This is a genomic window from Pontibacter cellulosilyticus (assembly GCF_014306105.1).
GTDB classification, from domain to species: Bacteria; Bacteroidota; Bacteroidia; order Cytophagales; family Hymenobacteraceae; genus Pontibacter; species Pontibacter cellulosilyticus.
On the sequence record NZ_JACRVF010000007.1, the window covers coordinates 93956 to 120004 of the forward strand.

Consider the following 26049-nt stretch of genomic DNA (forward strand, 5'->3'; position numbering starts at 1 on the left):
GTTACAGCAAGATACAAAGTATAGTATTATGCTACAGCACACCATTTCCGCTGTTCTTTAAAAATGAGTAACTTGCTGCATTCATTTAAGCAAAACAACCCATGATACTAACCTATACAAGCCTTTTAAGGCTTAAAGTGCTGTTGCTGCTTTGCGCTATACTTGTGCTGCCACAGGCGCAGGCGCAAACAAAAGCTGACCTGAATAAACTGGATGCCTATTACCAGAAAGCCCTCAAGGATTGGGATGTGCCGGGCATGGCCATTGCCATCGTAAAAGACGACTCTGTGATTTTTGCAAAAGGCTACGGTGTGCTAGATAATAAGAAAGGTGGCCAGGTAGATGCCAATACGGTTTTCGGAATAGCCTCTAACTCCAAAGCCTACACTGCTGCTGCGCTTGCTACTCTCGTAGATGCCGGCAAAATCAGTTGGAAAGACAAGGTGAAGAAATATGTACCTAACCTGCAGCTTTATGATCCTTTCGTTACCGAAAACCTGACCATAGAAGATTTGTTGAGCCACAGAGTTGGATTTAAGACCTACAGCGGCGATTTACTCTGGTACAACACCACCTACAGCCGCGAAGAGATCATCCACCGCATGCGCTACCTGAAACCGACCTACAATTTCCGCGACGGTTACGGCTACTCGAACCTCATGTTTATAACAGCTGGCCAGGTAATTGAGAACGTAAGCGGCAAAAGCTGGGAGAACTACATCAAAGAAACTTTCCTGCAGCCGCTGGGCATGAGCCGCACCTATACTTCTGTTAATGATCTGAAGGGTGTTAACAACGTGGCCTCTCCGCATGGCTTTGACGAGAATAGCAAGCCCTATGCTACCACACAGGTTGCCTGGGATAACTGGAACCCTGCTGCAGGTATCTTTACCAGCGTTAACCAACAGGCACAGTGGATGCGCCTGCAGCTAAACAGGGGCACCTACAAAGGCAAGCGCATTTTCAGTGAGAACGCCAGCCGCAACATGTGGGCTCCGCACAACCCGATGCCTATTTCTAAAAGAGCCGAGGAAATAACGCCTTCCACACACTTTGCCGCTGCAGCCTTAGGTTGGTTCGTGAGCGACTATGAGGGACGTAAGCTGATTTACCACGGCGGTGGCCACGAAGGCATGAACAGCCGCACTGTACTGGTGCCTGAGGAAAAACTAGGCATCGTTATACTTACCAACAGCATGAGCAGCATTATGGCGCCGCTTGCCAACTATACCATCGATCAGTTTTTAGGAATTAACAATGGGCGTGACTGGAGCCGTTTTAACCTGGATGCCGCAGCACAGGCCAAAAAAGCACAGGCAAAAGCTGAAGAGAATAAACCAAAAGAGAAGAAGAAAGCCGGTAAGCCAACGCGTGATTTGAATGACTATGTAGGCACTTACCGCAGCCAGTTGTACGGCGACGCCACTATAACACTTAAAAACGGAAAGCTGGAGTTACAGTTGTTGCCGGCACCTGCCTTAGGGGGCACATTAAATTTCTGGCAGCACGAGATCTTTGATTTAGACTGGAGAAATGACTTTGCCCTGCTGCATCCGACAAAGGTGCGCTTTCTGGTGGGAGAAGATGGAAGTATAGCACAAATGCGCCTTGACTCAAACAACCCTGATTTTCACTTTGATGAACTTGAGTTTGTAAGAGTACCGGCTGGAGCTTCTGCTCAACGATAACATGAGTTTATACTTTGCTGCAGGGCTTACGGGCCCTGCAGCAAAGTCTTTAAAACTTAAACTGCAATTGCTGCTACCACGCTTATAGCAGCTAGCCATCCTGCTATTACCCAGTAAGCTATTGCTTCACTACTGGTTGGGTAAACTTTTTTCATAACCGTTCAATTTTATATTTGAATAATACATTAATGTTAAAACACCTAAGTGCTTTAGTATTAATAGTATACGGCTATAACAAAAGATATGTTTATTCCAATGCACCACATTTCTTTTCAGAAACATGTACAACATATAACATAGATACAAAACTATATTTTTAAAAATATATAATACTGTAAATCAATAATTTACAGTAACTACTTTCTGAACACCCACGGACAACCAACCGACTTAATTAATAGGACATTATTAAGAGCGCATCCTCTTTTCCCTCTACAGTAGATTCGCAACATCTTCGCTCAAGCTCTATCAAACAAAATTGTGAGGTAGCTTTATTTCCCATCTTGGAGTTTGATCAACGCCTGCACCTGCAGTAAAAGGAAAGGCCCCTGCTATTTAGCAGGGGCCTTTCCTTTTACATTATAGCTTAAAATAAGCTTAAGCAAGCTTCTTATAGCGGATTCGCTTCGGCTCAATGTCGCCCATACGCTTCTTCTTATTCTCTTCGTACTCAGTGTAGTTACCCTCAAACCAGTATACCTGCGAGTCGCCTTCAAAAGCAAGGATGTGCGTACAGATACGGTCCAGGAACCAACGGTCGTGAGAGATGATAACGGCGCAACCGGCGAAGTTCTCAAGCGCGTCTTCCAGCGCACGGATCGCGTTCACGTCCAGGTCGTTGGTTGGCTCATCGAGTAATAGTAAGTTGCCGCCTTCTTTCAGCGTCATGGCCAGGTGCACGCGGTTACGCTCACCACCCGACAGCTTCTCTACCTTCTTCTCCTGGTCACCACCCGAGAAGTTGAACTTGCTAACATAGGCACGTGAGTTAACCTGGCGTCCGGCCATCATCATATGCTCCGTACCACCTGAGATCACCTCAAACACCGACTTAGTCGAGTCAAGGTTAACGTGCTCCTGATCTACGTAAGAAGTCTGCACCGTAGAGCCCACCTCAAAGTTGCCTGCATCCGGCTTTTCCTGGCCAGTTATCAGCTTAAACAGAGTAGTTTTACCGGCGCCGTTCGGGCCGATGATACCCACGATACCACCTTGCGGAAGGGCAAAGTTAAGGTCTTCGAACAGCAGCTTATCGCCGTAGGCTTTGCTTACATGGTGCGCCTCTACGACCTGGCTACCCAAACGTGGGCCATCAGGTATGAAAAGCTCCAGTTTCTCTTCTTTCTTGGATGCATCTTCGCTGGCTAGTTTATCATATTGGCTAATACGCGCCTTAGATTTGGCATGACGGGCTTTCGGGGCCATACGCACCCACTCCAACTCGCGCTGTAATGTTTTCTGGCGCTTGCTTTCGGTTTTCTCCTCTTTGGCAAGGCGGGCAGCCTTCTGCTCTAACCAGCTGCTATAGTTGCCTTTCCACGGAATACCTTCGCCACGGTCCAGTTCCAGAATCCATCCGGCCACGTTGTCCAGGAAGTAACGGTCGTGGGTTACGGCGATAACAGTACCTTTGTACTGCTGCAGGTGCTGCTCCAACCAGTCAACAGACTCAGCGTCCAGGTGGTTGGTAGGCTCGTCCAGCAATAGCACGTCTGGCTCCTGCAACAACAGGCGGCAAAGGGCCACGCGGCGCTTCTCACCACCCGACAGGTTACCGATGATAGCATCTTCCGGTGGTGTGCGCAAGGCATCCATGGCACGCTCCAGGCGGTTATCCAATTCCCAGGCGTTATAGTGGTCAAGTTTCTCCTGCACCTCACCCTGGCGCTGAATAAGCTTGTTCATCTCATCGTCGGTCATCTCCTCGGCAAACTTCATGTTTATCTCGTCGAACTCCTTCAACAAAGCCACCACTTCGCTTACGCCTTCTTCTACAACCTCACGCACTGTTTTGGTTGGGTCTAGCTGCGGCTCCTGCTCCAGGTAGCCAACACTGTATCCTGGACTCCAGACTACTTCACCCTGAATCTGCTTATCAACTCCGGCAATGATTTTCAACAAGCTCGACTTACCAGAACCGTTCAGGCCCAGCACGCCAATCTTAGCGCCGTAGAAAAAAGACAGGTAAATATTTTTAAGCACTTGTTTCTGAGGCGGGTAGATTTTGCTTACCCCAGCCATCGAGAAAATAATGGTTTCGTTACTCATACTTTAGCTTTATGATTGTTTGCTTATTTTTTGCTGCTGTTGGACGTGGTTATACGCGAGGGCACCACATTCACTAAAATTTCCCTAAATATTTCGTACTGAATCACAAATATCGCAAAAAATCATGTCTTTGTGCTTCACAAAATTGATTTGAAATGATTAAACTTGTAAAAACTGTATGGGTAAAGTGTGCCCAAACTTACTTTAGCACCAGGCCCGGCTTTATCTTGTTCCTATGGCTGCTGCACTACAAGCAGAATTTAGAGAACGCTGATAGCCAACCTGCGTATGTTACAGTTAGTTTAAACTAAACGCCTTACCCTTTTTTCGATCCATAACCCAATCCAGTAACATGGAAAACAACAACCTATTGGAAGAAGCCAAAAAATATGGCTTTATTCAAGACCAGCAAGTGTGGTTAAAGCCCTTTATGAATTACCCAGCCAGACAGGTGGGTGAGGTAAAAGAGTCAGAAGATGATTCGCTGGTATACTTCGCTAAGCGTTTCGAAATGTTCCAAGGCAAGGTAAACAGCCTGCTGGAGCGTATCGCAACCTCCGAAAACAAAGGCTCCTTTTTGATGAAGGTGCTGCACATGAAAGAGCAGGTAGGCAACTATGATGCTCTTGGCGATTTTGAGCAGGTCTACCATACGCTTACCAAGGCAGAGGAAGACATCAACGAAACCATAAAACAGAATCGCGAAAAAAATCTCTCTACAAAAATTGCCCTGATACAGGAAGCAGAGGCACACAGCAACAGCATTGAGTGGAAAGAAGCCACTGAAAAGCTGAAAGACCTGCGCAGCACCTGGATCAAAACCGGCCCTGTAGAAAAAGAACTGACCGACGAAATAGAAGAGCGTTTCCGGAATGCCATCGATAAGTTTTTTGAGCGTAAGAAAAACTACTTCGAGGACAAGAAGCGCATGCTCAACCGCACATACGAGCGGTACAGAGACCTTATCAGGCAATCGGTGGCTTTACAGAACTCAGAGGACTGGGAAGGCACTACAGCCAAACTAAAGCAACTCCAAAACCAGTGGAAAGAAGTAGGCGGCAACCTGCCACGCAAAACCACCACTAACCTGTGGACGGAGTTCCGCAAGGCACACAACCATTTCTTTGACCGCCTGAAGCAGAAAATAAACAACGAGAAGAACGAGTCGAGGGAGAAGTACTACGAGGTTAACTTCGAGCGCAAGAAAGAATTGGCTATACAAGCCGAAAAGCTGCTGCAGCAAAACAGCCTGAATGATGCCGTTAAAGGCGCTAAAGAACTGCAGGCCGAGTGGAAAAAGGTAGGACCTGTGCACCCAAGTGTGTCAGATATGATCTGGGAACGCTTTATCAAAGCCTGCGACAGGGTATTTGAGATGAGCAGCCTAGAGCATTACATCCGTAAGCGCCAGCAAGCCGGAAACGAAACCTTTACTGAAACAGACGGTTTACAGGCACGCATCAACGCACTAAGGGATTTCATCAAATCCGACAAAAACGAGCTGAGCCTTTTAGAAGACAACTTAGGCAAGTTGAGTGATGCGCCTGGCAACGACTCGTTCCGCAACATGTTGAAGGGTAAAATCCGTAACTTTAACCGCAAGATCAACACCAAGCAGGAACTAATCGAGATGTTTCAGGGCCAGTTGAGCGCCATAACTAAGTAATTGCAAACATAGTATAGAAGCGCCTGCTACAGCTGTAGCAGGCGTTTTTTTTTGCTCAAACACAAGCACTTCACCTCTTGTTAGAATTGCACGAAAAAATATGTGCGTTTTTGAACATTTGTGCCTTATTTGCGTTGTGTTGTTAAAAACAGACAAAAAAGCAATTTATTTGAGTAAAAAATTTTAGTTTTTATATTTATTCATACTTTTGCAATCCATTCAAAACAGCCAATAAGTTAAAGGAGAAAATACTATGTACTGGACACTTGAATTAGCCTCATACCTGGAAGATGCACCCTGGCCAGCAACAAAAGACGAGTTAATCGACTTTTCAATTCGCTCAGGTGCCCCAATGGAAGTTGTAGAAAACCTACAAGCCCTGGAAGACGACGGACAGCCTTACGAGAACATCGAAGAGATCTGGCCTGATTATCCTACGAAAGAGGATTTCATGTTTAACGAAGACGAGTACTAAGGCTAATTAGAAATTACGAATTAGGAATTAGAAATTGCTCTTAAAGGATACTCACATTTCTAATTTTGAATCTCTAATTTTTAATTAATCTGATCTTGATCGTTGAAGTAAAAAACTTGGTTGCGGGTTATGGCCATAGGGTCCTGATTCGCAACCTTTCTTTTTCTGTACCCTCTCCTGCCTTTGTGGCAATTATTGGCCATAACGGTGCAGGCAAAACAACCTTTTTCAAAGCTTTTCAGCAGAAAATCGATTATGAAGGGCAACTGCTGCTACATAACCAAGACCTGAAGCAACTTTCCAATCCTGCTGAAAAAGGCCTGCTCTCTTACCTCCCGCAGAAAAACGTAATAAACTTCCCGATAAAGGTGCACGACCTGGTAGTGATGGGCTTATTCCGGAAGAAGCGATTTTTTGAGAATTACGATACCGCAGATTATACACAGGCAGCTCAAATATTAGAGCAATTGCAACTCTCCCACCTCATCGACCACGACTTCACGACTTTATCCGGAGGAGAGCAACAGCTAGTATGGCTGGCACAACTGATGCTGCAGGACGCTGAGATCATATTTTTAGATGAGCCGACCCAACAGTTGGATGTATACTATAAAAATAAGGTATTTAGCCTGCTGCAGGATTGGGCGATAACAAAGGGCAAAACCATACTTTGCATCACACACGACTTGAGTAACCTGGTCCCTCTGCAGGGCTACCTGCTAAACCTTTCTAAGCCTGAACCTATACTTGAACCTATTTCAGCTGAGGTTGTTCAGGAGAATCAAGTTTTTCTGGAGGCTGGGCGGCAGGTAATTTCATAGCCTGTCTGAATCAGGATTTTCAGGATTATAGGATCAGGAGGATTGTATTGCAGTACCGGGCCAACCACCCCTAACCCCTTCTTATCCAAGGCAGGGAATTTTACTTACTACTTGCAATCATAATAGCAATTGTTTTTCATTTGTCATCCTGCAAGTGGCACATCCCAGACTTGTTCCGGGGAACGCAGTTTAAAGGAGGTCAAGCAGAAGCTACTATGCCTATACTTTTACTGGAGTAATGCGAGAGTTCCCTGCCTTGGATAAGGAGGGGTTAGGGGTTGGAATCCTTTTTACAAATCACTCCTAGTAATCAACCCAATCCTCCTTAATTACCACTCGCGAAAGATTCTGCCAAGATCAAATCTTCTGGTGTGGTGATTTTGATGTTGCGATAGCTGCCTTCTACTAAAGTTATACTCTCGCCTATACTTTCCACTACCGAGGCGTCGTCGGTGAAGTACTCCTGCTCTGGCTGCTCGTAGGCTTTGCGAAGTATACTTGCCTGGAAAACCTGCGGCGTTTGCACCAGTTTATACTTTGTGCGCGGCACTGCGCGGCTTCCTTCTTCTGTCAGTTCCCTGATGGAGTCTTTTGGTGAAACGGCTACCACAGCGCTGCCATACTTTGTCGCGGCTACATAGGCTGCCTGTATTGTCTCAACCTCTACAAATGGGCGCACACCGTCATGCACAGCAATCAAACCATCTCCCATTACGGCACCTAGTCCATTTTTTACCGAGCCAAAACGTGTTGTGCCTCCGGCCACTGTCATATGGAAAAGCTTAAAGTTATGCTTGCGGCACAATTCACGCCAAGTAGTTAACTGCTCCTGCGGCAGTACCACTATCAACCTGATAGCAGGGTTATACTTATAGAAGCGCTCTATCGTGTGCATAAGTATAGGTTTACCAGCCACTTCTATAAACTGCTTGGGAAGGTCGTGCTGCATGCGGGCACCGGTGCCGCCAGCTACAATAATTGCATATTCCGGGAGTTGAGCCATACAACAAAGATAAGTTTTACAGTGCCGAGTTCCGAATGATGAGTTCTGGCTATACTTTACTCACAGGTTGCAAGTGCCTCCACGTCTGTAGCATGGATCAGGTGCAGGTTACGGGTTATCTTTTCCACATTCCAGTTCCACCAGCCTATATTTAGCAACTGCTGGACTTGATCCTCCGTGAAGCGCATTTTTACCACCACGGCAGGGTTCCCGGCTACTATGGCATAGTCTGGTACGTCTTTGGTTACAACTGCCTTAGTTGCCACTATTGCTCCGTTGCCTATTCTAACGCCCGGCATGATCACTGCTTCGGTGCCTATCCACACATCATTTTCCACCACAGTGTCTCCTTTCATAGGATAGGCCACACGATTTGATATACTTTCCCAGCCACTCCCGAAGATCTGAAACGGGTAGCTGGAAATAGGCTTGGTTTCGTGGTTACCGCCGTTCATGATAAACTTTACACCGGATGCAATGGCACAGAATTTACCGATCAGCAGCTTATCCCCGATAAAATCGAAGTGGTAGAGCACGTTCTTTTCAAAGTTGCTTGGGTCCTCCAGGTCGTCGTAGTAAGTATAATCTCCTACTTCAATGTTAGGGTTCTGGATGATGTTTTTCAAGAAAACCAGCTTTTTGTAGTGCGGCAGCGGGTAAGTGATAGTTGGATCTGGTCCAGTCATAGTTTTATGGTTTTTGTCAGAACTAAAAGTATAAAAAATGCCCCAACCAGTCAGGTTGGGGCATCTATATTTTAGGTAACGAATAAAGTTACAGGATAAGCATTACGTCGCCGTAGCTAAAGAAACGATATTTCTCTTTTACCGCCTCTCCGTAAGCTTTCATGATCAGTTCATAGCCACCAAAGGCAGCAGCCATCATCAGGAGCGTGCTCTCAGGCATATGGAAGTTAGTTACCAGGGCGTTCGCAATCTTAAAGTCATATGGAGGGAAGATAAAACGATCTGTCCAGCCTTCGTTCGGCTTCAGGCGGTTGTTCGCTGATACCGAAGACTCCAGTGCACGCATAGTAGTAGTACCAATGGCGCAAACACGCTTCTTGTTATCCAGTGCTTTGTTTACAAGCTCAGCAGTATCGGCAGGAACCATAAAGTTCTCTGAGTCCATTTTGTGCTTGGTCAGGTCTTCCACATCTACCGGACGGAAAGTACCCAAGCCTACGTGCAGTGTTATTGGAGCCATGTCAACGCCTTTGATCTCCAGGCGCTTCATTACCTCTTTTGTAAAGTGCAAACCTGCCGTTGGAGCAGCCACAGCACCTACGTTTTTAGCGTAAACTGTCTGGTAACGATCTCTGTCTTCCGGCTCAGCCTCACGCTTAATGTATTTCGGAAGCGGCGTTTCGCCCAAATCGTTAATGGTTTTATAGAACTCCTCGTCAGTACCATCAAACAAGAACTTGATGGTACGCCCACGCGATGTTGTATTGTCAATTACCTCGGCTACCAGGTCGCTGTCGCCAAAGTATAACTTATTACCTACTCGTATCTTACGCGCCGGATCTACCAGCACATCCCACAGGTGAATATCTTTGTTTAGCTCGCGCAGCAGGAAAACCTCAATTTTGGCACCTGTTTTCTCTTTGTTGCCATACAGGCGGGCTGGGAACACCTTCGTGTCATTTACCACCATCACATCGCCATCATCGAAGTACTCCAGGATGTCTTTAAAAATGCGGTGCTCTATTTTGCCTGTGTCGCGGTGCACTACCATCATGCGCGACTCATCGCGGTTTTCGCTTGGGTGCGTTGCTAACAGGTTCTCAGGGAGGTCAAACTTAAATTCTGATAATTTCATAAATTTAATATTACGGTATTAAACTTTAAGTAAATGTGTCTGGCTATAAAACAGGCAAATACCCCACCGGGGTTTAACAAGCTTAACCCAGCAAAAAAACAAAAAATCGAGCCGCAAATTTACTTAGTTTGCCCGAATTATTCTTACTTTTAAGAAAATTACTTCTGCCCAACCAGATAATATTACCAGAAAACTATGATATACCTGCGCTTGATAGCTGAGAGCTTCCGTTTTGCATGGCAAGCGCTGCGCTCTAACCTGCTGCGTACTATTCTATCATTACTAGGGGTTACCATAGGTATATTTGCCATCATCTCAGTTTTTACGCTGGTAGATTCGCTTGAGAAGAATGTGCGCGATAGCATGAGCTTTATAGGTGATAAGGTAATTTATGTGCAAAAGTGGCCTTGGTCTTTTGGGGGCAACTATCCGTGGTGGAAGTATTTTCAGCGACCTGAGCCTAATATGCGTGAGTTCAGGCTGCTGGAGCGCAACCTTACAAATGATGCCGGAGCAGCTATTTTTGTAGACAAAGGAAACAACACTTTTAAGCAGGGCAGCAACAGCTTCTCTGACGCCAACTTAATGGGAGTAACCTTTGAGTATAACAAAGTAGCTGAAATTCCGATCGAAACCGGCCGCTATTTCATACCTCAGGAAGTTGACGGAGGGCGTAATGTAGTAATTATCGGCAGCGAAATGGCCACCGCGCTTTTCCCCTACACAGAGCCATTGGGGCAGCAGGTAAAGGTGGCAGGGCAAAAGCTTGTTGTAATCGGGGTAATGGAAAAGCAGGGCGAAAGCATGTTTGGTTTGCCTAACTACGACCAAATGGGTATTATTCCGTATGGTGCCTTCGCTAAAATGTTTGATGTTGGCCCAGATGGGCTCGGATCTACTATTTCTGTAAAAGGCCGCGAAGAGGATGCTGGCCTGCTGGAGTTAGAGTACGAAATACGTGGTTTGATGCGAAACATACGTGGCCTGCGGCCGCGCGATGAAGATAATTTTGCTCTGAACCGGCCAGAGATGGCTACACAGGCAATTGGCGGTTTCTTTGAGGTAGTAGGTCTGGCGGGTTGGGTAATCGGTGGTTTTGCCATACTTGTGGGCGGCTTTGGCATCGCTAACATCATGTTCGTGTCTGTGAAAGAGCGCACCAACATTATCGGAATACAGAAATCATTGGGAGCTAAAAATTATTTCATACTTTTCCAGTTCCTGTTCGAGTCAGTATTCCTGAGCTTAATTGGCGGAGGCATAGGCATTTTGCTTGTTTTCCTGCTCACGCTCATCCCGCAGGATATGATGGAGGTATCTTTGTCGGTGGGCAACATTATACTTGGGCTTGGCGTATCGGCGGTGATAGGTATGCTCTCAGGGATAATTCCAGCTGTTTTAGCCTCAAATTTGGATCCTGTTATTGCAATACGCTCCAAATAGATATATTTACACCCTTGGTTGATTTGCAGTGCTTCCTCACTTGATGCAAAACACCCTTAAATTTTATTTTATAGAGATGATGTGCGCCGACATATGCTGGCGCCTGGAGGCACGCGTGCCTCTATGATGAAGATGACGAAAAATTATGACAAAGCTTAGAAAGACAAGCAAAACAAAGCTCCAGGATCAGGAGCTGAACACAGGCAGCGGGCAAACTATCCTGAAGCCGGATGTAAACGAGAACAAGGCAAGATCAGTAACTGATTTGCGCGAAAGCGGCCAGGTTACTGCGCCTCCTGCCTCGCCAGAGGACAAAAAGATTCGCCAGGCATTTGTAGACAAAGATTGGAATGAGATAAAGATCGCAGACTCGTGGCAGATATTTAAAGTAATGTCGGAGTTTGTGGAAGGATTTGAGAAACTGGCTAAAATTGGCCCATGCGTTTCTATCTTCGGCTCTGCCCGTACTAAAAACACACACAAGTATTACATTATGGCCGAGGAGATTGCCGCTAAGTTGGTGCGCCACGGTTACGGTGTAATTACAGGCGGAGGCCCAGGCATTATGGAGGCCGGCAACAAAGGTGCTCACTCAGAAGGCGGCAAATCTGTGGGTCTTAACATCCACCTGCCGTTCGAGCAGTTCAACAATATTTATATCGACTCAGATAAGTTGATCAATTTTGATTACTTCTTTGTGCGTAAAGTAATGTTTGTGAAGTATGCGCAGGGCTTCGTGGTTATGCCAGGTGGCTTTGGTACGCTTGATGAGTTGTTCGAGGCGATCACGCTGATCCAGACCAAGAAGATCGGTGCATTCCCAATCGTGCTGGTAGGCCGTGAGTACTGGAGTGGCCTAATGCAGTGGGTAGAGGATGTGATGCTGAAAGTGGAAAGTAACATCAGCCCAGAAGATTTGGATCTGGTACACATCGTAGATGACCCGTCGGAAGCTGTAAAAGTGATTGACGATTTCTACAGCAAATACCTGCTGTCTCCAAACTTCTAAGAGAAAGAGGTTTTATACTTACACGAAAGCCCGCTGCCCTGGTAGCGGGCTTTCGCTTTTATACTATATTTGTTAGGGAAGTATACAGAAACTTTCATTACTAAGGCCTTAACGATTTGTCATATCGAACAACGTCAGAGATTTCTATAAAACTTGTATAAGAGAATCCTAAAAAGATCTCTCACGATGTTCGAGATGACAACTTTATCTCATACACACAATCACTTATTCTGCTTTAACCACCCATGCCCAAACAAAACATCCTGCACTTCGATTTTCTTCGGAATAAGTATGGCCAAGAGCTGCTACTGGATGTGGGGCGTATGGAATCGCTGCAGAACTTTGTGCTTTCGGACACACCGCATGTGCTTTCGTTTTACGACATCATGTTCCTGGAGCACGGCAGCGGCACCTTTAGCTTAGACGGAGTGGCTTATACTTTGGAACCGGGAAGGATAGTATTTACCTCGCCGGGGCAGGTACGTCAGTGGAATGCAAAAGGCGAAGTGGCTGGCTATACTTTATTTTTTGAGGAGGATTTTATCACCAGCTTTTTTAATGATCCGCTTTTCCTGAGCCGGTTTCAGTTCTTTAACAATGCAGGGCAACCTTCCGGTATACTCGCACCTGCTTCTGGTTTCCAGCAGCACCAGCAAACCATACAGGCCATTGAACAGGAGATAAAGCAACTGCAGAACGACAGCCCTCATATGCTGCGCGCTTTGCTGTACCAGTTGCTCATTAGCCTAAACCGCTTATATGCCCAGCAGCACAGCACCAACGCCGATACCGAGGGCAACCACGTTGTTTATACTTTCCGGAAGCTGCTGGAGCAACATTACCAGCAAAAGCACCAGGTGCAGGAGTACGCGCAGTTGCTGCATACTACTCCTGCGCATCTAAACAGTATTACCCAGCGGTACTTCGGGGCCACTGCCTCTACGCTTATCAAAAACCGCCTGCTACTGGAGGCGAAACGGCAACTGCTGTATACTTCCAAAACCGTAGCTGAGATTGCCTACAGCCTCAACTTCTCCGATACCGCCAACTTCAACCGCTTCTTCCGCACACAGGTGGGGCAGTCGCCGAAGATCTATCGCAGCCAAGTATAAATTGACCATAACAACCTGCAAAACGACCTGTTGCAGCGCCATACTTTAGCCGACCTTTGTACTATGCAGTTCGAGCAAAAACTGCTTTAATTAACAGTACAAAGTAAGACTATGAAAAAGCTATTCGTTTTTCTGTGGAGTTTAGTCATAAGCGCAACCGCTATGGCCAGTGAAGGTAAATTTTCATTTAACTCAGGTAACTGGGCCGCTGATGGGGAAAAAACAAAAGTAGAAAAGCACCTGGGGCAGGAAAGCCTGTACCTGCAGCGCGGGCACTTGCTTTACCAGGAGGCTGAGATGCAGGATGGAATTCTGGAGGTAGACATTGCGCCAGATCCGGCACGCGGTATGGCTGGCATCATCTTCCGGCACGACGGCAAAAACAACTACGAAGAAATTTACATTCGCCAAGGCAAGTCGGGGCAGCCGGACGCGCTGCAGTACACACCTGTGTTCAACGGAAGCAGTTCGTGGCAGCTGTACGCCGAGCACCAGTCAAGGCAGGTGTTTAAACCGGGTGAGTGGATCCACTTAAAGATACACGTACAGGGCGCTCTGGCAAAAGTATACCTCGACCACTCCGACACACCGGCTATGGTCATACCTAACTTGCTTCACGGCAGCAAAGGCGGCAAGTTTGGCCTCTGGACTTTGAATGGGGCGCACTTCAGCAACTTCAACTTTACGCCTCTAAATCCCGCCTCAGCACCTACCACAACAGTTAGTACAGATTTGCCGGCCAATGCTATACAAAGATGGCAAGTATCGCAGCCGTTTCTGGTAAAGGATGTACAGCCCGAATCATGGCCGAACCTGCAGCAGCTAAAGTGGGAGACGTTACCTACCGATGCACAAGGGTTACTAAATATCGCTCAGTACCGCAGCAAGCAGGAAGCGGAAGCGTTTGAGAGCAACACCGATGATATGGTGTGGGTGAAGCTGGAACTTAAATCAGATAAGGAGCAGACAAAGAAGCTATACTTTGAGTACAGCAACAAAGCGCACGTGCTGGTAAACGGACAGCCTATTTTCTTCGGCGACAACAGCTTCAGAGCCAAAAACATGATCTTTAGGGGCGAAATAGACAAAAATCTCCGCACCAACGCTCTTTACCTCCCGCTTAGAAGAGGTAGTAATACCATACTTGTCGCTTTGTCGTCTAGGGCTAATGGTTGGGGTATTATGGGACGGTTTGAAGACATGACAGGAATTAGTATAAAATAAAATGTTTGATTGATTTTTTGAGTACAGCCCTTGCCGCTTCGGCAAGGGCTTTTTGTTTACTTTTGTTTACTAAAATATCTGCAACAACCTCTTTACCATTACAATCCAACAGCTATATTTACAGCATATTGGACAAATCAGCTCAAAAAAATAGTATGGCTCTTGGTAACAGTTTTCGTACGTGGTGTAAATGGCCATTAATGCTACTGCTTTGCTGCATAACTCAGCTAACGGCACAGGCACAGTTCCAAGATCAAAAGCACACCAACATCTGGTACTTTGGCACTGCTGGCCTCGACTTTAACAGCGGCAAACCAGTTCCACTTACTAACAGCGCCATGGACGCTTTCGAAGGTACTGCTTCTATTGCTGATGATCAGGGCAACTTGCTTTTTTACTCTGATGGCACCACTGTTTGGAACAAGCAGCACCAGGTAATGGCCAATGGCAGCGGCTTACTGGGCCACTCAAGCTCAGCGCAATCCTGCCTTATAGTACCTAAACCCGGTAGCAAAACTATCTACTACCTTTTTACAACCGACAATAACGGTCGCTCCAATGGCTTACGCTACAGCACCATTGATATGTCCAGAGCAGGTGGTTTAGGTGAAGTAACAGAGAAAAACATACTTCTTTACACCCCTACAGCAGAAAAGCTTACAGCCACACTGCATCAAAACAAAAAGGATATCTGGGTGGTATCGCACGAGTATGGTTCCAACACTTACTATTCCTACTTGGTTACTGAAAATGGCATCAAGACTGTTGCCACTAAAAGCAGTATCGGCAATACTATTCCTTCTGACCTAAACGGCGTATCTGCTATTGGGTGCATGAAAATATCCCCTGACGGTAGCAAAATAGCAGTCACTAATTTTATAGGTAACAGTGTGCAGATATTCGCATTTGATAAAACTACCGGCATGCTGTTGTCACTGCCTTCTCTCTCTTCCAGCGTTAGTTTGCCTGTGGGCACCTCACCCTATGGAGTTGAGTTTTCGCCGGACAACACGAAGCTTTACGTTACGGTAGATGCGGGCACAAGGCTGATCCAGTACGACCTTAGCTCTAATTTAGAAGCTACAATAATCGCTTCCCGCAGAGAAGTAGCTCAAATTAACCTTAATTCCAGCACTCGCTATGTCGGAAACAGTCTTCAGTTGGGCCCTGATGGAAAAATTTACGTTGCAAAAGTTACTAACACACATATTGGCGTCATTAATAACCCCAATGCAGCAGGCGCTGCCATCAACTACGTAGACAATGGCGTTGATTTAGGCGGCAGGAAAAGCCAAATGGGCTTACCGGCGTTTATACAAAGCTACTTCAGTTATTCATATGATGTAAAGTATACACTTAACTGCTTTGGCCAACCCAGCCACTTCTCTTTTGACGCACCGCCATGGGAGCAGCCTACCTTTATGCAGTGGGATTTTGGCGACCCGGCATCCGGGGCAAACAATACCTCCAGCAATCTTAGCGCCAGCCATAACTTCAGCGCCCCTGGTACCTATACAGTTACTTTTACCCGCCACATCAACAACAAAACTGAAACCTATGCTATTACCTTTCAAATTCAAGCTCCGCCGGTAGTAGACTTGGGTCCTGAGCGAAAAATATGTCCGGGCGCTTCAGTTACATTAGGTGCTACTATAGCTAATGCAAACTATACCTGGAGTACTGGCGCTACTTCCCCTACCATCACTACCTCCACTCCTGGTACATATTGGGTGGATGTGAAAGTTGGCAACTGTACCACTCGCGCCACTGTTAAAGTGTCGCATTTGCCTTTACCTGTTGTAAATTTAGGTCCGGATAAAGAGTTATGCCAAGGAGATGTGTTAGGATTAAACGCATTTAACCAAGGCACCACTTACCGTTGGCAAGATGGCTCTACCGATGCTACCTTTAGAGTTACGAGCCCCGGCACATATCGTGTAGAGGTAACTAATGCAGAAGGCTGTACAGTAGTCGACGAAATCAACATCAAGTATAACGATTTGCCTGTTGTTAACCTGGGGCCGGACAAGGATATCTGCGCCAATACCACCATTACGCTTGATGCCACTCAATCCGGCATGACCTACAGGTGGCAGGATGGCAGCACGGCTCCTACTTTCACTGTAAGGGCCCCGGGCAAGTATTCGGTAACGCTTACCAACAGCAAAGGCTGCAGTGCTACTGGCTCCATCAACATTAACCATTTGCCTCTACCTGTAGTAAACCTTGGCCGAGATACGACCCTTTGCACCGGCGAAACACTGCTGCTTAATGCTACCTTTCCTAACTCTACCTATCTGTGGCAGGATGGCTCTACCAGCCCAACCTTTACTGTAAAAGAAAGCGGTACCTATTGGGTAGATGTAACCAATGAGTTTGGCTGCACTGTACGCGATCAGATTTGGGTGCCTTATCTGGTACGCCCTACCATTTTCCTGGGCAACGACACCACCCTTTGCTACGGCGACACACTAGTGATAGGCAGGGAACTACCAGGAGGCGTAAAGTATAAATGGCAGGACGGCAGCACTGAGGCAAAGCTTACAGTTACCAAACCTGGAGTATATAAGCTTAGCGCCTACAACCAGCACTGCGAAGCCAACGACGAGATACGGATTAAATTTAAAGATTGTGTTGGCGGCTTGTTTGTACCAAATATCATCACTCCTAATGGCGATGGCTTAAACGATGTGTTCTTTGTGCATGGCCTTATGGAAGATAACTGGGAGCTGAAGATCTATAGCCGCTGGGGAAAGGAAGTATACCGCGCCAACAATTATAAAAACGACTGGGCACCGCCTGCCGCAGCAGGTACTGGTGTATACTTCTATCATCTTACACACCCAGCCACAGGCAGAACATATAAGGGATCGCTGGAGGTAGTCTTTTAGCTATTGCCGAGCCTAAGTATAGTAGCTGTAATGTTCAATATACTTAACGCTACTATGGCCGTATATTTTTAAAGGCGGCAAAACCATGCATGACAAAGACGAAATAAAGCGGCTGAAGAAAAAGCTGAAAGTACAGGAGAAGAAGAACAGCGAAATCAGGGACCAAATGGCTCTGGAACGCACTGTTTTTGCTAATGAGCGTACTTTTATGGCTTATGTACGCACGGCCATAGCCATTATAGGTGCCAGCATCGTGGCTGTTAAGTTTGCCAACGACCTGTACCTGAAAGTTGCCGGTTTTATACTGCTTCCTTTAGGCTTAGCGCTTGGAGTATATGGCTTTTACCGTTACCGCCTGAAACAGAAAACTATTCTCAACCACCACCAGCATTACTCCAAAACCAGCCATCACCACGCCGAGATTCACGAAAAGGAAGCAAGCAGCTACGGCAACATAGATTAAGCATCTCCTGCTACTTTACCTGCAGAATGGTAAACCAATTACCTCTGTTTTCTGTTAAGAGTGGTTAGGGTTTTGCTGCTGTAAAACCCTTGCATTTTTGTAAATTGCGATTTAAAACCACTTATCCTGAATGGATTTCAACCAAGAGCAACAAACTGCTTTAACAGGCACAGCAACCAGCGCACAAACCCCAAGTATAAACGGCGATGCGCAACAGATAGAAGTATACGGTGCCCGTGAACATAATCTGAAAAATATCTCCATTAAGCTACCGCGCTATCAACTGGTAGTGTTTACCGGTATCAGTGGCTCGGGCAAGTCTTCCCTGGCCTTTGATACGATTTATGCCGAAGGGCAGCGCCGCTACATGGAAACCTTCTCGGCCTATGCCCGCTCATTTATGGGCGGACTTGAGAGGCCGAACGTTGATAAAATAGAGGGGCTTTCGCCGGTAATTTCCATTGAGCAGAAAACTACCAGCCGCAACCCACGCTCTACCGTAGGCACCATCACCGAGATTTATGACTTTATGCGACTACTGTGGGCACGTACTGCAGAGGCATTCAGTTATGTAACCGGCGATAAAATGGTGCGCCAGAGCGATGATCAAATTGTAAACCACATCTTGGAGAACTTTGACAGCAAACGTATTGTGGTGCTGGCGCCGGTGGTAAAAGGCCGTAAAGGTCACTACCGCGAGTTGTTCCAGCAGATCCGCAAAATGGGCTTTATTCGTGCCCGCGTAGACGGCGAACTGGTAGAAATAACGCCAAAGATGCAGGTTGATCGCTACAAGATCCATGACATCGAAATTGTGGTGGACAAGATCGTGGTGAAGGAAGAAGATCGCTTCCGGCTGTCCAGCTCTATCCAGAATGCCCTGACGCACGGCAAAGGCACGGTGCTTATACTTGATGTGGATGCTGATAAAACGCATTTCTTCTCACGCCACCTCATGGACCCTGCCACTGGCATTGCCTACGACGACCCGGCTCCAAACTCCTTTTCGTTTAACTCGCCTTACGGTGCCTGCCCAGTGTGTAACGGCTTGGGAGAGATACAGGAGATTACCGAAGAATCAGTTATACCTGACAAGAACTTAAGTATACGCCGGGGTGGTATAGCGCCGTTGGGCGAGTACCGCGACATCTGGATTTTCAAGCAAATAGAGGCGCTGTTTAAGCACTTCAAGATTTCTGTTTCTACGCCTATAAAAGACCTGCCGGAGGATATGCTGAAGGTGCTACTGTATGGTTTAGAGGAGGACCTGGAAGTGAATACCAAGAAGGGCAGCTACATCGTGGAGTTTGAGGGCATCATCAATTTCCTCAAAAACCAGATGGACTCCGACTCTGACAACATTCGTTCTTGGGTTGAAGATTTTACGCAGAACAGCGTTTGCCCAGAATGTAATGGCCACAGGCTCAAAAAAGAATCGCTGCACTTTAAGATTGACGGCAAGAACATCGGTGAGCTTTCTGTATTGGATATCACTAAACTAGCCGCTTGGTTTGAGGGACTGGAGGAAAGACTGAGTGAACGCCAGAACGTAATTGCGCGGGAGCTGCTAAAGGAAATTCGTAAGCGTATCGGCTTTTTGCTGGATGTTGGTTTAGATTATTTGAGCCTGCACCGCCCTGTAAAAACGCTTTCGGGTGGCGAGAGCCAGCGTATCCGTTTAGCTACCCAGATTGGTACGCAGCTGGTTGGTGTGCTTTATATCATGGACGAGCCAAGTATAGGCCTGCACCAGCGCGACAACGAACGTCTGATAAAAGCCTTACAAGATCTCCGCGATCTGGGTAACTCCATTATTGTAGTGGAGCACGACAAAGATATGATCATGCAGTCGGATTATGTCGTGGATATTGGCCCGGGAGCAGGTATACATGGAGGCCAGGTAGTTACAGCAGGCACACCTGAGCAGATGATGAAAGCCGGAACGACTACTGCAGACTTCCTGAGCAACCGCAGAGGCATACCTGTACCGCGTAAAAAGCGCGAGGGCAACGGCGAAAAGCTTGTACTCAAAGGCGCAACCGGCCATAACCTGAAAAACGTGAAGCTGGAGCTGCCATTAGGTAAGATGATCTGTGTAACGGGTGTGTCGGGTAGTGGCAAGTCGTCGCTGATACACGATACGCTGTACCCTATACTTAACACACACTTCTTCAGAGCCAAGCGTGAGCCATTACCTTATAAAAGTATAGAAGGCCTAGAGCACCTGGACAAAGTAATAGAAGTGGACCAGTCGCCGATTGGCCGTACTCCTCGCTCTAACCCGGCTACTTATACCGGAGTGTTTACAGATATCCGTACGTTGTTTGCGCAATTGCCGGAGGCCAAGATCAGAGGCTACTCACCGGGCCGCTTCTCATTTAACGTGAAGGGTGGACGCTGCGAAGCATGTGAGGGTGCTGGTATGCGTACCATTGAAATGAATTTCCTGCCGGATGTGTATGTGCCATGCGAAGTGTGCAAAGGCAAACGCTACAACCGCGAAACATTGGAAGTTCGCTTTAAAGGCAAAAGTATAACCGACGTGCTGGATATGACGGTAGAGCAAGCTGTAGACTTTTTTGAGAGCCAGCCGCGCATACTCCGCAAAATACAGACCCTGAATGACGTTGGCTTGGGATATATTACACTCGGTCAGCAGGCTACCACTTTATCAGGTGGAGAAGCGCAGCGCGTAAAGTTGGCAACAGAACTCTCCAAGAAGGACACAGGCAAAACACTGTATATTCTGGATGAGCCAACTACGGGACTTCACTTCCAGGACATTGAGCACCTGACGGAGGTACTGCATAAGCTAACAGACAAAGGCAATACAGTACTTATTATCGAGCACAACCTGGACCTGATTAAAGTAGCTGATTATATTATCGACATTGGGCCTGAGGGCGGCGAAGGCGGAGGCACTATAGTTGCAGCCGGAACACCTGAAGAGGTGGCCAATGTGAAAAAAGGCTATACTTCCCGGTTCCTAAAAGAAGAACTGAAGACCAGCCACTACCGCGAAAACGGTCAGGCCTAGTTCATATCAAGAAAACGGCAGCTACTAAAATATAGTGGCTGCCGTTTTTTATTCTATCTTCTCTTCCAATCTTTCGGTAGCTTCTTCGTGCTGTCGCAGTAGGGGTAGTTGCCTTGATGCAAACTGCTTAAGCTCCATGGTGGTGCCGTTTTCGGCTATATCATCATATCTTCTTAGCAACTCTTTGTGCTGCTCGCGCATTGTTCTAATAAACGCGACATCAAAGGCTATACCTTCCTTTTCCATCAGCTCGTCATAAATCTTTTGGTCTGCATTACCCAATGTCTGAGGTAGGACGATATCTGTCTGGCGAGCCACATCCTCCAGTTCGTTGTTCATTTGGCGATGTGTGCTCTCTGCGCGCTGTGCAAAGTTTTTCACCTCAGGACTCACACCCTTGTTTACGGCTGCATCGCTTAGCTGTACCAGCAGCATATTAGCACTAACGGCTTCTGCTGCAAACAAAGCGTCGTTCTCCATGTTTTCTACACCAGCCGCCTCGAACTGCTGCATACTTTGCTCTTTTGCCTGCTCTATACTATCATCAGAGTTGCAGCCAACTATAAACAGCAGACAGAGCAAAAAGCCAAAAGTTAAATATCCTTTCATAGTAATGGGGTTAAATAAAAAGCATCTGTAAGTATAGATACTTACAGATGCTTTCATATGTTTTCTTTAATAGGCTACTTTTGCCTTACTGGTTCTTTTTATCCACCATGTCTTTCACTTGCTTGGCACGGTCCAGGTGCTGGAGAAGTGTAGTTACAGTAGCGTTTGCAAAGCTTTTAGCTTCTGGGTCCTGTAGGTTATTAGCAGCGTCTTCGAACAAATTAACATCTTCCTGGTGATCTTCTACCATCAGGCTCATGTATGCTTTGTCGAACTCTGCTCCTGTCATATTGCGCAGTTCATTAACATGTTCCATGTGTTTTTCACTCATGCTATCGGGCAACGCAATGTTTTTCTGAGCGGCAAGTGCTTTTAGCTGTTCGTTTGCCTTTTGGTGGTCAGTCACCATCATTTGCCCAAAGTCTTTTACTTCCTGCATCTGGCCTTTCTCCTGTGCCATTTTGCCCAGTTCTACCTCCATCATACCACCAGATGCGGCTTTGGTCATGAAGTCAGACATCTCTGTCATCTGGTCTTCCATTTCAGTGCCTTCGGCCATTTGCTCGTTTGTTTCCTGAGCTTCTTCTACAGCTCCTTGCTCCTGGTTACAAGATGACATTCCAAATAAGAAAGCCGCCACCAATACTCCTGTTGATGCAATTTTTTTCATAGCTTTTGAAATTTATGTTAGCTGATTTCCATATAAATCGATTGGGTATACGCCCTATAATCTTACAAGTTTTAAATTGCGGACTGTTACAGGCTGTTCTACTTTTCAGGGCGCACTCACCGCATAGTGCAATATTAAACGAAAAGAATTAGTCAGCCGTAGCTAAAAGCTAACGCTTTATTTTGCAGTCTTTTATCTTGATAGATGAATTAACTTTCTTACAATGAAATACATAGAACACTTACGTTGGCTGGTTTTTGCAGCCTTAGTTATACTTTCGCCTATAACCATGGCACAAGTGCAGGATGAGGAAGTATTGGATACTGAAGATAAGGTTATCAACACAGCGCATGATCGCATAATTAAATTCAGGCCATTTGATTTGGGGCAGGTTAGTTTTGCTTACGAAAAGCTGAGGTCGTCTCGTGTATCGAACGAACTTGGCCTTGGCTACATTTACACAACTTATTTAAAAGACTCCGACGAGGGCGCTGGTTTTATAACCGGTCCGGAAGAGAAAAAAGTAAATGGATTGAGCGTGCGCATGAGCCAGCGCCACTATACGTCCAATAAGAAACTAGCTCCTTTTGGCTTTTACCACGGCCCAGTGTTCGGATACAGGCTGCTTATTTTTGAACGAAATGTTTTTGGCTTAGATCAGCTTCCGCCATCAGACCCTAACTACCGCTTTGTTGGCAGGCTATACCAAAACTCTATTGACCTTAGCTACCAGATTGGTGGGCAGTTTCAGTTGGGCAAGCATTTTACTACAGAAATTGGCTTGGCTTTAGGTGGCCGTATTAAATATGCCCGCTCCGTTGGCGCCGACGAGTTACTAACGGAACATATCATCGGGCATGCCGTGGTTGCCGAAAAGAATTCTGCCATTTTCCTAGTGCCCTTGCCACAGCTTAACTTTTCGGTAGGTTATTCTTTTTAAGGCATTTACAGGTATAATAAATTTCTCTATATAGAGTTTAACTTTTGTAGATTATGCACATCTAAACGCTACACCTATAAAGAGAAATAAAATGAAAAACCGCCTGCTTAACTTGTTTGTGCTCTTGCTACTAGGAAGCACGTTTATACTTACTGCCTGCCAACGAGACAACGAGGATGCGCAGGCTGCTATAGAAGCAGAGTCTGCTGAAGACAATGCACTTGCCGAGGGAGAATTTACTTCACTGGATTCGTTTGTGGAAGATGCCTCTGCTGCAGAGCCGCTGCTGGCAGGAAGTATGGCCACTGCAGCAAGCCTGCCATCGTGCGCCACCACCTCTTACAACAGAGACTCACGCACCCTTACCATCGATTTTGGTACCACCAATTGCCTGTGCCGCGATGGCCTTTACCGCCGAGGTAAGCTTGTAGCGGTGTTTAACGGGAGTTATGGCGAAGTTGGATCATCGGTAACTATTACGCCACAGAACTACTTCGTTAACGACAACCAAATAGCAGGCACAAAGGTTAGAACACACCTGGGTAACAGGAAAATGAGTGTGGTAGTAACAGGCGCAAGTATAACTACACCCAAGGGCACTGCTACCTGGCAGGCAAACAGGGTAATAGAGAAAATTGCAGGCTACGACACACCGATTATAACGGATGATGTATGGCTGATAACAGGCGAGGCATCAGGCGTAAACCGAAGAGGAGTAGCCTACACAGCCGTAATTGAGCAGCCGCTTAAAAAAGTACTGAGCTTTGGCTGTGCAAGAAACTTTGTTTCAGGTGTACTAACTATTACCAACCAGCGCGGCGGCACACTATCCGTTAACTACGACCCGATTGGCGGAGAGCCATGCGATAAGGTTGCCGAAGTAACAATAAACGGCAGAAAGAAACTGATCCAATTACGCTAAGTATAGCGACTATTTATACAAAAGCCGGTTGCGCCATACTTGTGCAACCGGCTTTTGCTTTTTATCAGCAGCAGCTTATTTGCTTACTTTATTTAACACGCTGTACGACATAAGCTTTCCGTTGCGGTAACTCTCTGAGCGCACCATGCCAATGTTAGGCACATAGTACTCTATTGTTTGGATGCGCATGCCCGGCATCTTCATACCCATGGCCCGATTTTCCATCTCAGTGTTCTGGCTTATCTTATAGCTATCGTACGTTCCGGCAGGCACTTTTATACTTTCTTTCCCTTCTACTGTTCTATCCGTGATCTTCATGGCCATGGTGCTCATGGTTTGCCCGCTGCCGCTGTCTTTTACGGTTATGGTCATGGTGCCGTCTTCTAGTTTCTGCCCCGCCTTCAGGCTGCCAGGGTACAACATTTTATCTCCTTCCATACTTACCTCCATGTTTTTATAAGCTTCCATCATACCCGGGTTCATCATAGACCGCATGTCCATTGAGATGTTTCCTCCGTCACAGCCAACAGTAAACTCTCCTTCCGATACTGGCTTGTCTTTGTTATCATAGATTTTAGTCTGGATAGTAGCTTCTACTTTTCCATTGTTCCGGTTTACGTTCTTTACATGGTAAGTGGCCCGGCTCTCTAATTTGTCTTTGTTGTTGTAGGTTAGAATCTCATACTGCGCATTGTTGCTGAGCAGCATGTACTCATTGCAGTTTTGTGCTTTGGCTGGTAAAGCCAACACAGCTATTAATAGGATTAGCAGACAGTTTACTAAATTTTTCATAATCAGAAAGTTAAGAGGCGAATAATTAATTTTAATGCATATATAAATGTAGGTAAACAGCGTCCTTTTTAAAACGTGGCATTTGGGTTTTAGAGGCATAGTGTCAGCTTATTTTCGTGTAGCATCAAAAATATTTAGCATAAAAAAAGCCAGCACGTGGGCTGGCTTTCCTGTAAAGGGTTTCTGGTGTTAAGCGCCTTTAAACTGTGGTTTTCGCTTCTCGTTAAATGCGGTAACGCCTTCTTTATAATCTTCAGAGTTGCCGGCAATTTTCTGGCAGTAAGCCTCATAATCCAGCATTTCGTCCAGTGTAGAGTTGAAAGACTTATTCAGCATTTTCTTCATCAAGCCTATGGCTTTGGTAGGGCCTGATGCATAGCGTGCGGCAAGCTCTGCTACGGCAGCATCCAACTCTTCTGGGGCCACCACTTTATTTACCATACCAAGCTGCAGTGCCTCTTCTGCGGTTACTTTAGAACCCAGTGTGCTCAACTCAAATGCCTTGAGCGAGCCAACCACACGCGGCAGGAAGAACGATGATCCGGAATCCAGCACCAGCCCCACGTTCACGAACACCTCTATCATACTTGCTGCTGTAGATGCCACCACCATGTCGCAGGCAAGGGCAAGCGAGCAGCCTGCACCGGCAGCCACACCATTAAGCTTGCAGATGATAGGTTTAGGCAGATTGCGCATGGCGCTTATAATCGGGTTATAGCGCTTCTCCAGAGACTCCGATAGGTCGCGCTTGCTGGCACTTGCAATGGCTTTCAGGTCCTGCCCCGAACAAAACGCTTTGCCTGCACCCGTCAATACTACTACACGCACCTGCTCATCGCGGGCAACCTGCTTCAGGGCATCCTGCAGGTCGTAGCTTTGCTGGTCGTTAAAGGCATTAAAAACATCAGGTCTGTTCAGAGTGATGGTCGCAACGCCATCCTGTACATCATATAATAAACACTCGTAAGTCATACTTTTCTTATTTGTTGTGATACCCAAAGTTAGTAAAACGGTAGCGTTTGGCAAGGCGAACACAATACCATACCACCTACACCTTATGTTAAAACAATTATAACAAATATTATAATTAATCATATACAACTTATAAAACTTCGCTGTATATTTGCTACACTTTGCATCAGTTTAACACTGATATTCAAGGCTATACTTGTATAGTTAAGAGCGCTACCAAACC

Annotated in this window: 21 protein-coding genes; 13 read left to right on the top strand and 8 right to left on the bottom strand. The window is 46.4% G+C overall.

The window, feature by feature from the left end; genetic code table 11:
- The first annotated feature begins 101 nt into the window (after positions 1 to 101).
- A complete protein-coding gene (locus H8S84_RS18930; RefSeq protein WP_187068955.1) occupies positions 102 to 1688 on the top strand; it encodes a serine hydrolase in 1587 nt (528 codons plus the stop codon).
- Between the two features lie 597 nt (positions 1689 to 2285).
- On the opposite strand, the gene ettA is transcribed toward H8S84_RS18930, so the two are convergent.
- Positions 2286 to 3956 (bottom strand): energy-dependent translational throttle protein EttA, encoded by a 1671-nt coding sequence (gene ettA, locus H8S84_RS18935; RefSeq protein ID WP_187068956.1) that lies wholly within the window; start codon positions 3954 to 3956, stop codon positions 2286 to 2288.
- A 352-nt stretch (positions 3957 to 4308) separates the two neighbouring features.
- Here ettA and H8S84_RS18940 point away from each other — a divergent pair, with 352 nt between their 5' ends.
- From H8S84_RS18940 to H8S84_RS18950, 3 genes are all read left to right on the top strand, one after another.
- Positions 4309 to 5622, top strand: coding sequence for a DUF349 domain-containing protein (locus tag H8S84_RS18940; protein WP_187068957.1), 1314 nt, complete (start codon positions 4309 to 4311; stop codon positions 5620 to 5622).
- A gap of 253 nt (positions 5623 to 5875) precedes the next feature.
- Positions 5876 to 6097 carry a DUF2795 domain-containing protein gene (locus tag H8S84_RS18945; RefSeq protein ID WP_025608825.1) on the top strand — a complete coding sequence of 74 codons (222 nt, stop codon included), beginning with the start codon at positions 5876 to 5878 and terminating at the stop codon, positions 6095 to 6097.
- A 95-nt stretch (positions 6098 to 6192) separates the two neighbouring features.
- Positions 6193 to 6918, top strand: coding sequence for an ABC transporter ATP-binding protein (locus H8S84_RS18950; protein WP_187068958.1), 726 nt, complete (start codon positions 6193 to 6195; stop codon positions 6916 to 6918).
- Between the two features lie 325 nt (positions 6919 to 7243).
- Here H8S84_RS18950 and H8S84_RS18955 read toward each other — a convergent pair whose 3' ends face one another.
- The 3 genes from H8S84_RS18955 to queA all read right to left on the bottom strand — a co-directional run bounded on the left by H8S84_RS18955 (position 7244) and on the right by queA (position 9742).
- Positions 7244 to 7921: a 2-C-methyl-D-erythritol 4-phosphate cytidylyltransferase gene (locus H8S84_RS18955; RefSeq protein WP_187068959.1), complete on the bottom strand. Its 678-nt coding sequence runs from the start codon at positions 7919 to 7921 to the stop codon at positions 7244 to 7246.
- 56 nt (positions 7922 to 7977) lie between these two features.
- Positions 7978 to 8607 carry a CatB-related O-acetyltransferase gene (locus H8S84_RS18960; RefSeq protein WP_187068960.1) on the bottom strand — a complete coding sequence of 210 codons (630 nt, stop codon included), beginning with the start codon at positions 8605 to 8607 and terminating at the stop codon, positions 7978 to 7980.
- An 88-nt stretch (positions 8608 to 8695) separates the two neighbouring features.
- On the bottom strand, positions 8696 to 9742 hold the full coding sequence (queA, locus tag H8S84_RS18965) for a tRNA preQ1(34) S-adenosylmethionine ribosyltransferase-isomerase QueA (protein WP_187068961.1): 1047 nt from the start codon (positions 9740 to 9742) through the stop codon (positions 8696 to 8698).
- Between the two features lie 195 nt (positions 9743 to 9937).
- On the opposite strand from queA, the gene H8S84_RS18970 reads away from it, so the two are divergent.
- From H8S84_RS18970 to uvrA, 7 genes are all read left to right on the top strand, one after another.
- A complete protein-coding gene (locus tag H8S84_RS18970) occupies positions 9938 to 11185 on the top strand; it encodes an ABC transporter permease (RefSeq protein WP_187068962.1) in 1248 nt (415 codons plus the stop codon).
- 145 nt (positions 11186 to 11330) lie between these two features.
- Positions 11331 to 12194, top strand: a complete 864-nt coding sequence (locus H8S84_RS18975) for an LOG family protein (RefSeq protein WP_230407261.1) — start codon at positions 11331 to 11333, stop codon at positions 12192 to 12194.
- A gap of 245 nt (positions 12195 to 12439) precedes the next feature.
- A complete protein-coding gene (locus tag H8S84_RS18980; RefSeq protein WP_187068963.1) occupies positions 12440 to 13306 on the top strand; it encodes a helix-turn-helix domain-containing protein in 867 nt (288 codons plus the stop codon).
- A 111-nt stretch (positions 13307 to 13417) separates the two neighbouring features.
- Positions 13418 to 14530, top strand: coding sequence for a family 16 glycoside hydrolase (locus H8S84_RS18985; protein WP_187068964.1), 1113 nt, complete (start codon positions 13418 to 13420; stop codon positions 14528 to 14530).
- A gap of 200 nt (positions 14531 to 14730) precedes the next feature.
- Entirely contained in the window at positions 14731 to 17421 is a 2691-nt protein-coding gene (locus tag H8S84_RS18990) for a T9SS type B sorting domain-containing protein (protein WP_187068965.1), read from the top strand.
- An 85-nt stretch (positions 17422 to 17506) separates the two neighbouring features.
- Entirely contained in the window at positions 17507 to 17884 is a 378-nt protein-coding gene (locus H8S84_RS18995) for a YidH family protein (RefSeq protein WP_187068966.1), read from the top strand.
- A gap of 130 nt (positions 17885 to 18014) precedes the next feature.
- Positions 18015 to 20921, top strand: a complete 2907-nt coding sequence (gene uvrA, locus H8S84_RS19000; protein WP_187068967.1) for an excinuclease ABC subunit UvrA — start codon at positions 18015 to 18017, stop codon at positions 20919 to 20921.
- Positions 20922 to 20969: 48 nt separating this feature from the next.
- Here uvrA and H8S84_RS19005 read toward each other — a convergent pair whose 3' ends face one another.
- The gene (locus H8S84_RS19005) at positions 20970 to 21530 is read right to left on the bottom strand and encodes a DUF4142 domain-containing protein (protein ID WP_187068968.1); all 561 of its coding nucleotides are present in this window, start codon (positions 21528 to 21530) and stop codon (positions 20970 to 20972) included.
- Positions 21531 to 21615: 85 nt separating this feature from the next.
- The gene (locus tag H8S84_RS19010; protein ID WP_187068969.1) at positions 21616 to 22200 is read right to left on the bottom strand and encodes a DUF4142 domain-containing protein; all 585 of its coding nucleotides are present in this window, start codon (positions 22198 to 22200) and stop codon (positions 21616 to 21618) included.
- A 223-nt stretch (positions 22201 to 22423) separates the two neighbouring features.
- Between H8S84_RS19010 and H8S84_RS19015 the strand changes: the two genes are divergently transcribed.
- The gene (locus H8S84_RS19015; protein ID WP_230407262.1) at positions 22424 to 23140 is read left to right on the top strand and encodes an ABC transporter ATP-binding protein; all 717 of its coding nucleotides are present in this window, start codon (positions 22424 to 22426) and stop codon (positions 23138 to 23140) included.
- A gap of 91 nt (positions 23141 to 23231) precedes the next feature.
- Positions 23232 to 24062: a hypothetical protein gene (locus H8S84_RS19020; protein WP_187068970.1), complete on the top strand. Its 831-nt coding sequence runs from the start codon at positions 23232 to 23234 to the stop codon at positions 24060 to 24062.
- Positions 24063 to 24137: 75 nt separating this feature from the next.
- Here H8S84_RS19020 and H8S84_RS19025 read toward each other — a convergent pair whose 3' ends face one another.
- Positions 24138 to 24854 carry a TapB family protein gene (locus H8S84_RS19025; RefSeq protein ID WP_187068971.1) on the bottom strand — a complete coding sequence of 239 codons (717 nt, stop codon included), beginning with the start codon at positions 24852 to 24854 and terminating at the stop codon, positions 24138 to 24140.
- Between the two features lie 189 nt (positions 24855 to 25043).
- Positions 25044 to 25826: an enoyl-CoA hydratase-related protein gene (locus H8S84_RS19030; protein WP_187068972.1), complete on the bottom strand. Its 783-nt coding sequence runs from the start codon at positions 25824 to 25826 to the stop codon at positions 25044 to 25046.
- Positions 25827 to 26049 lie beyond the last annotated feature (223 nt).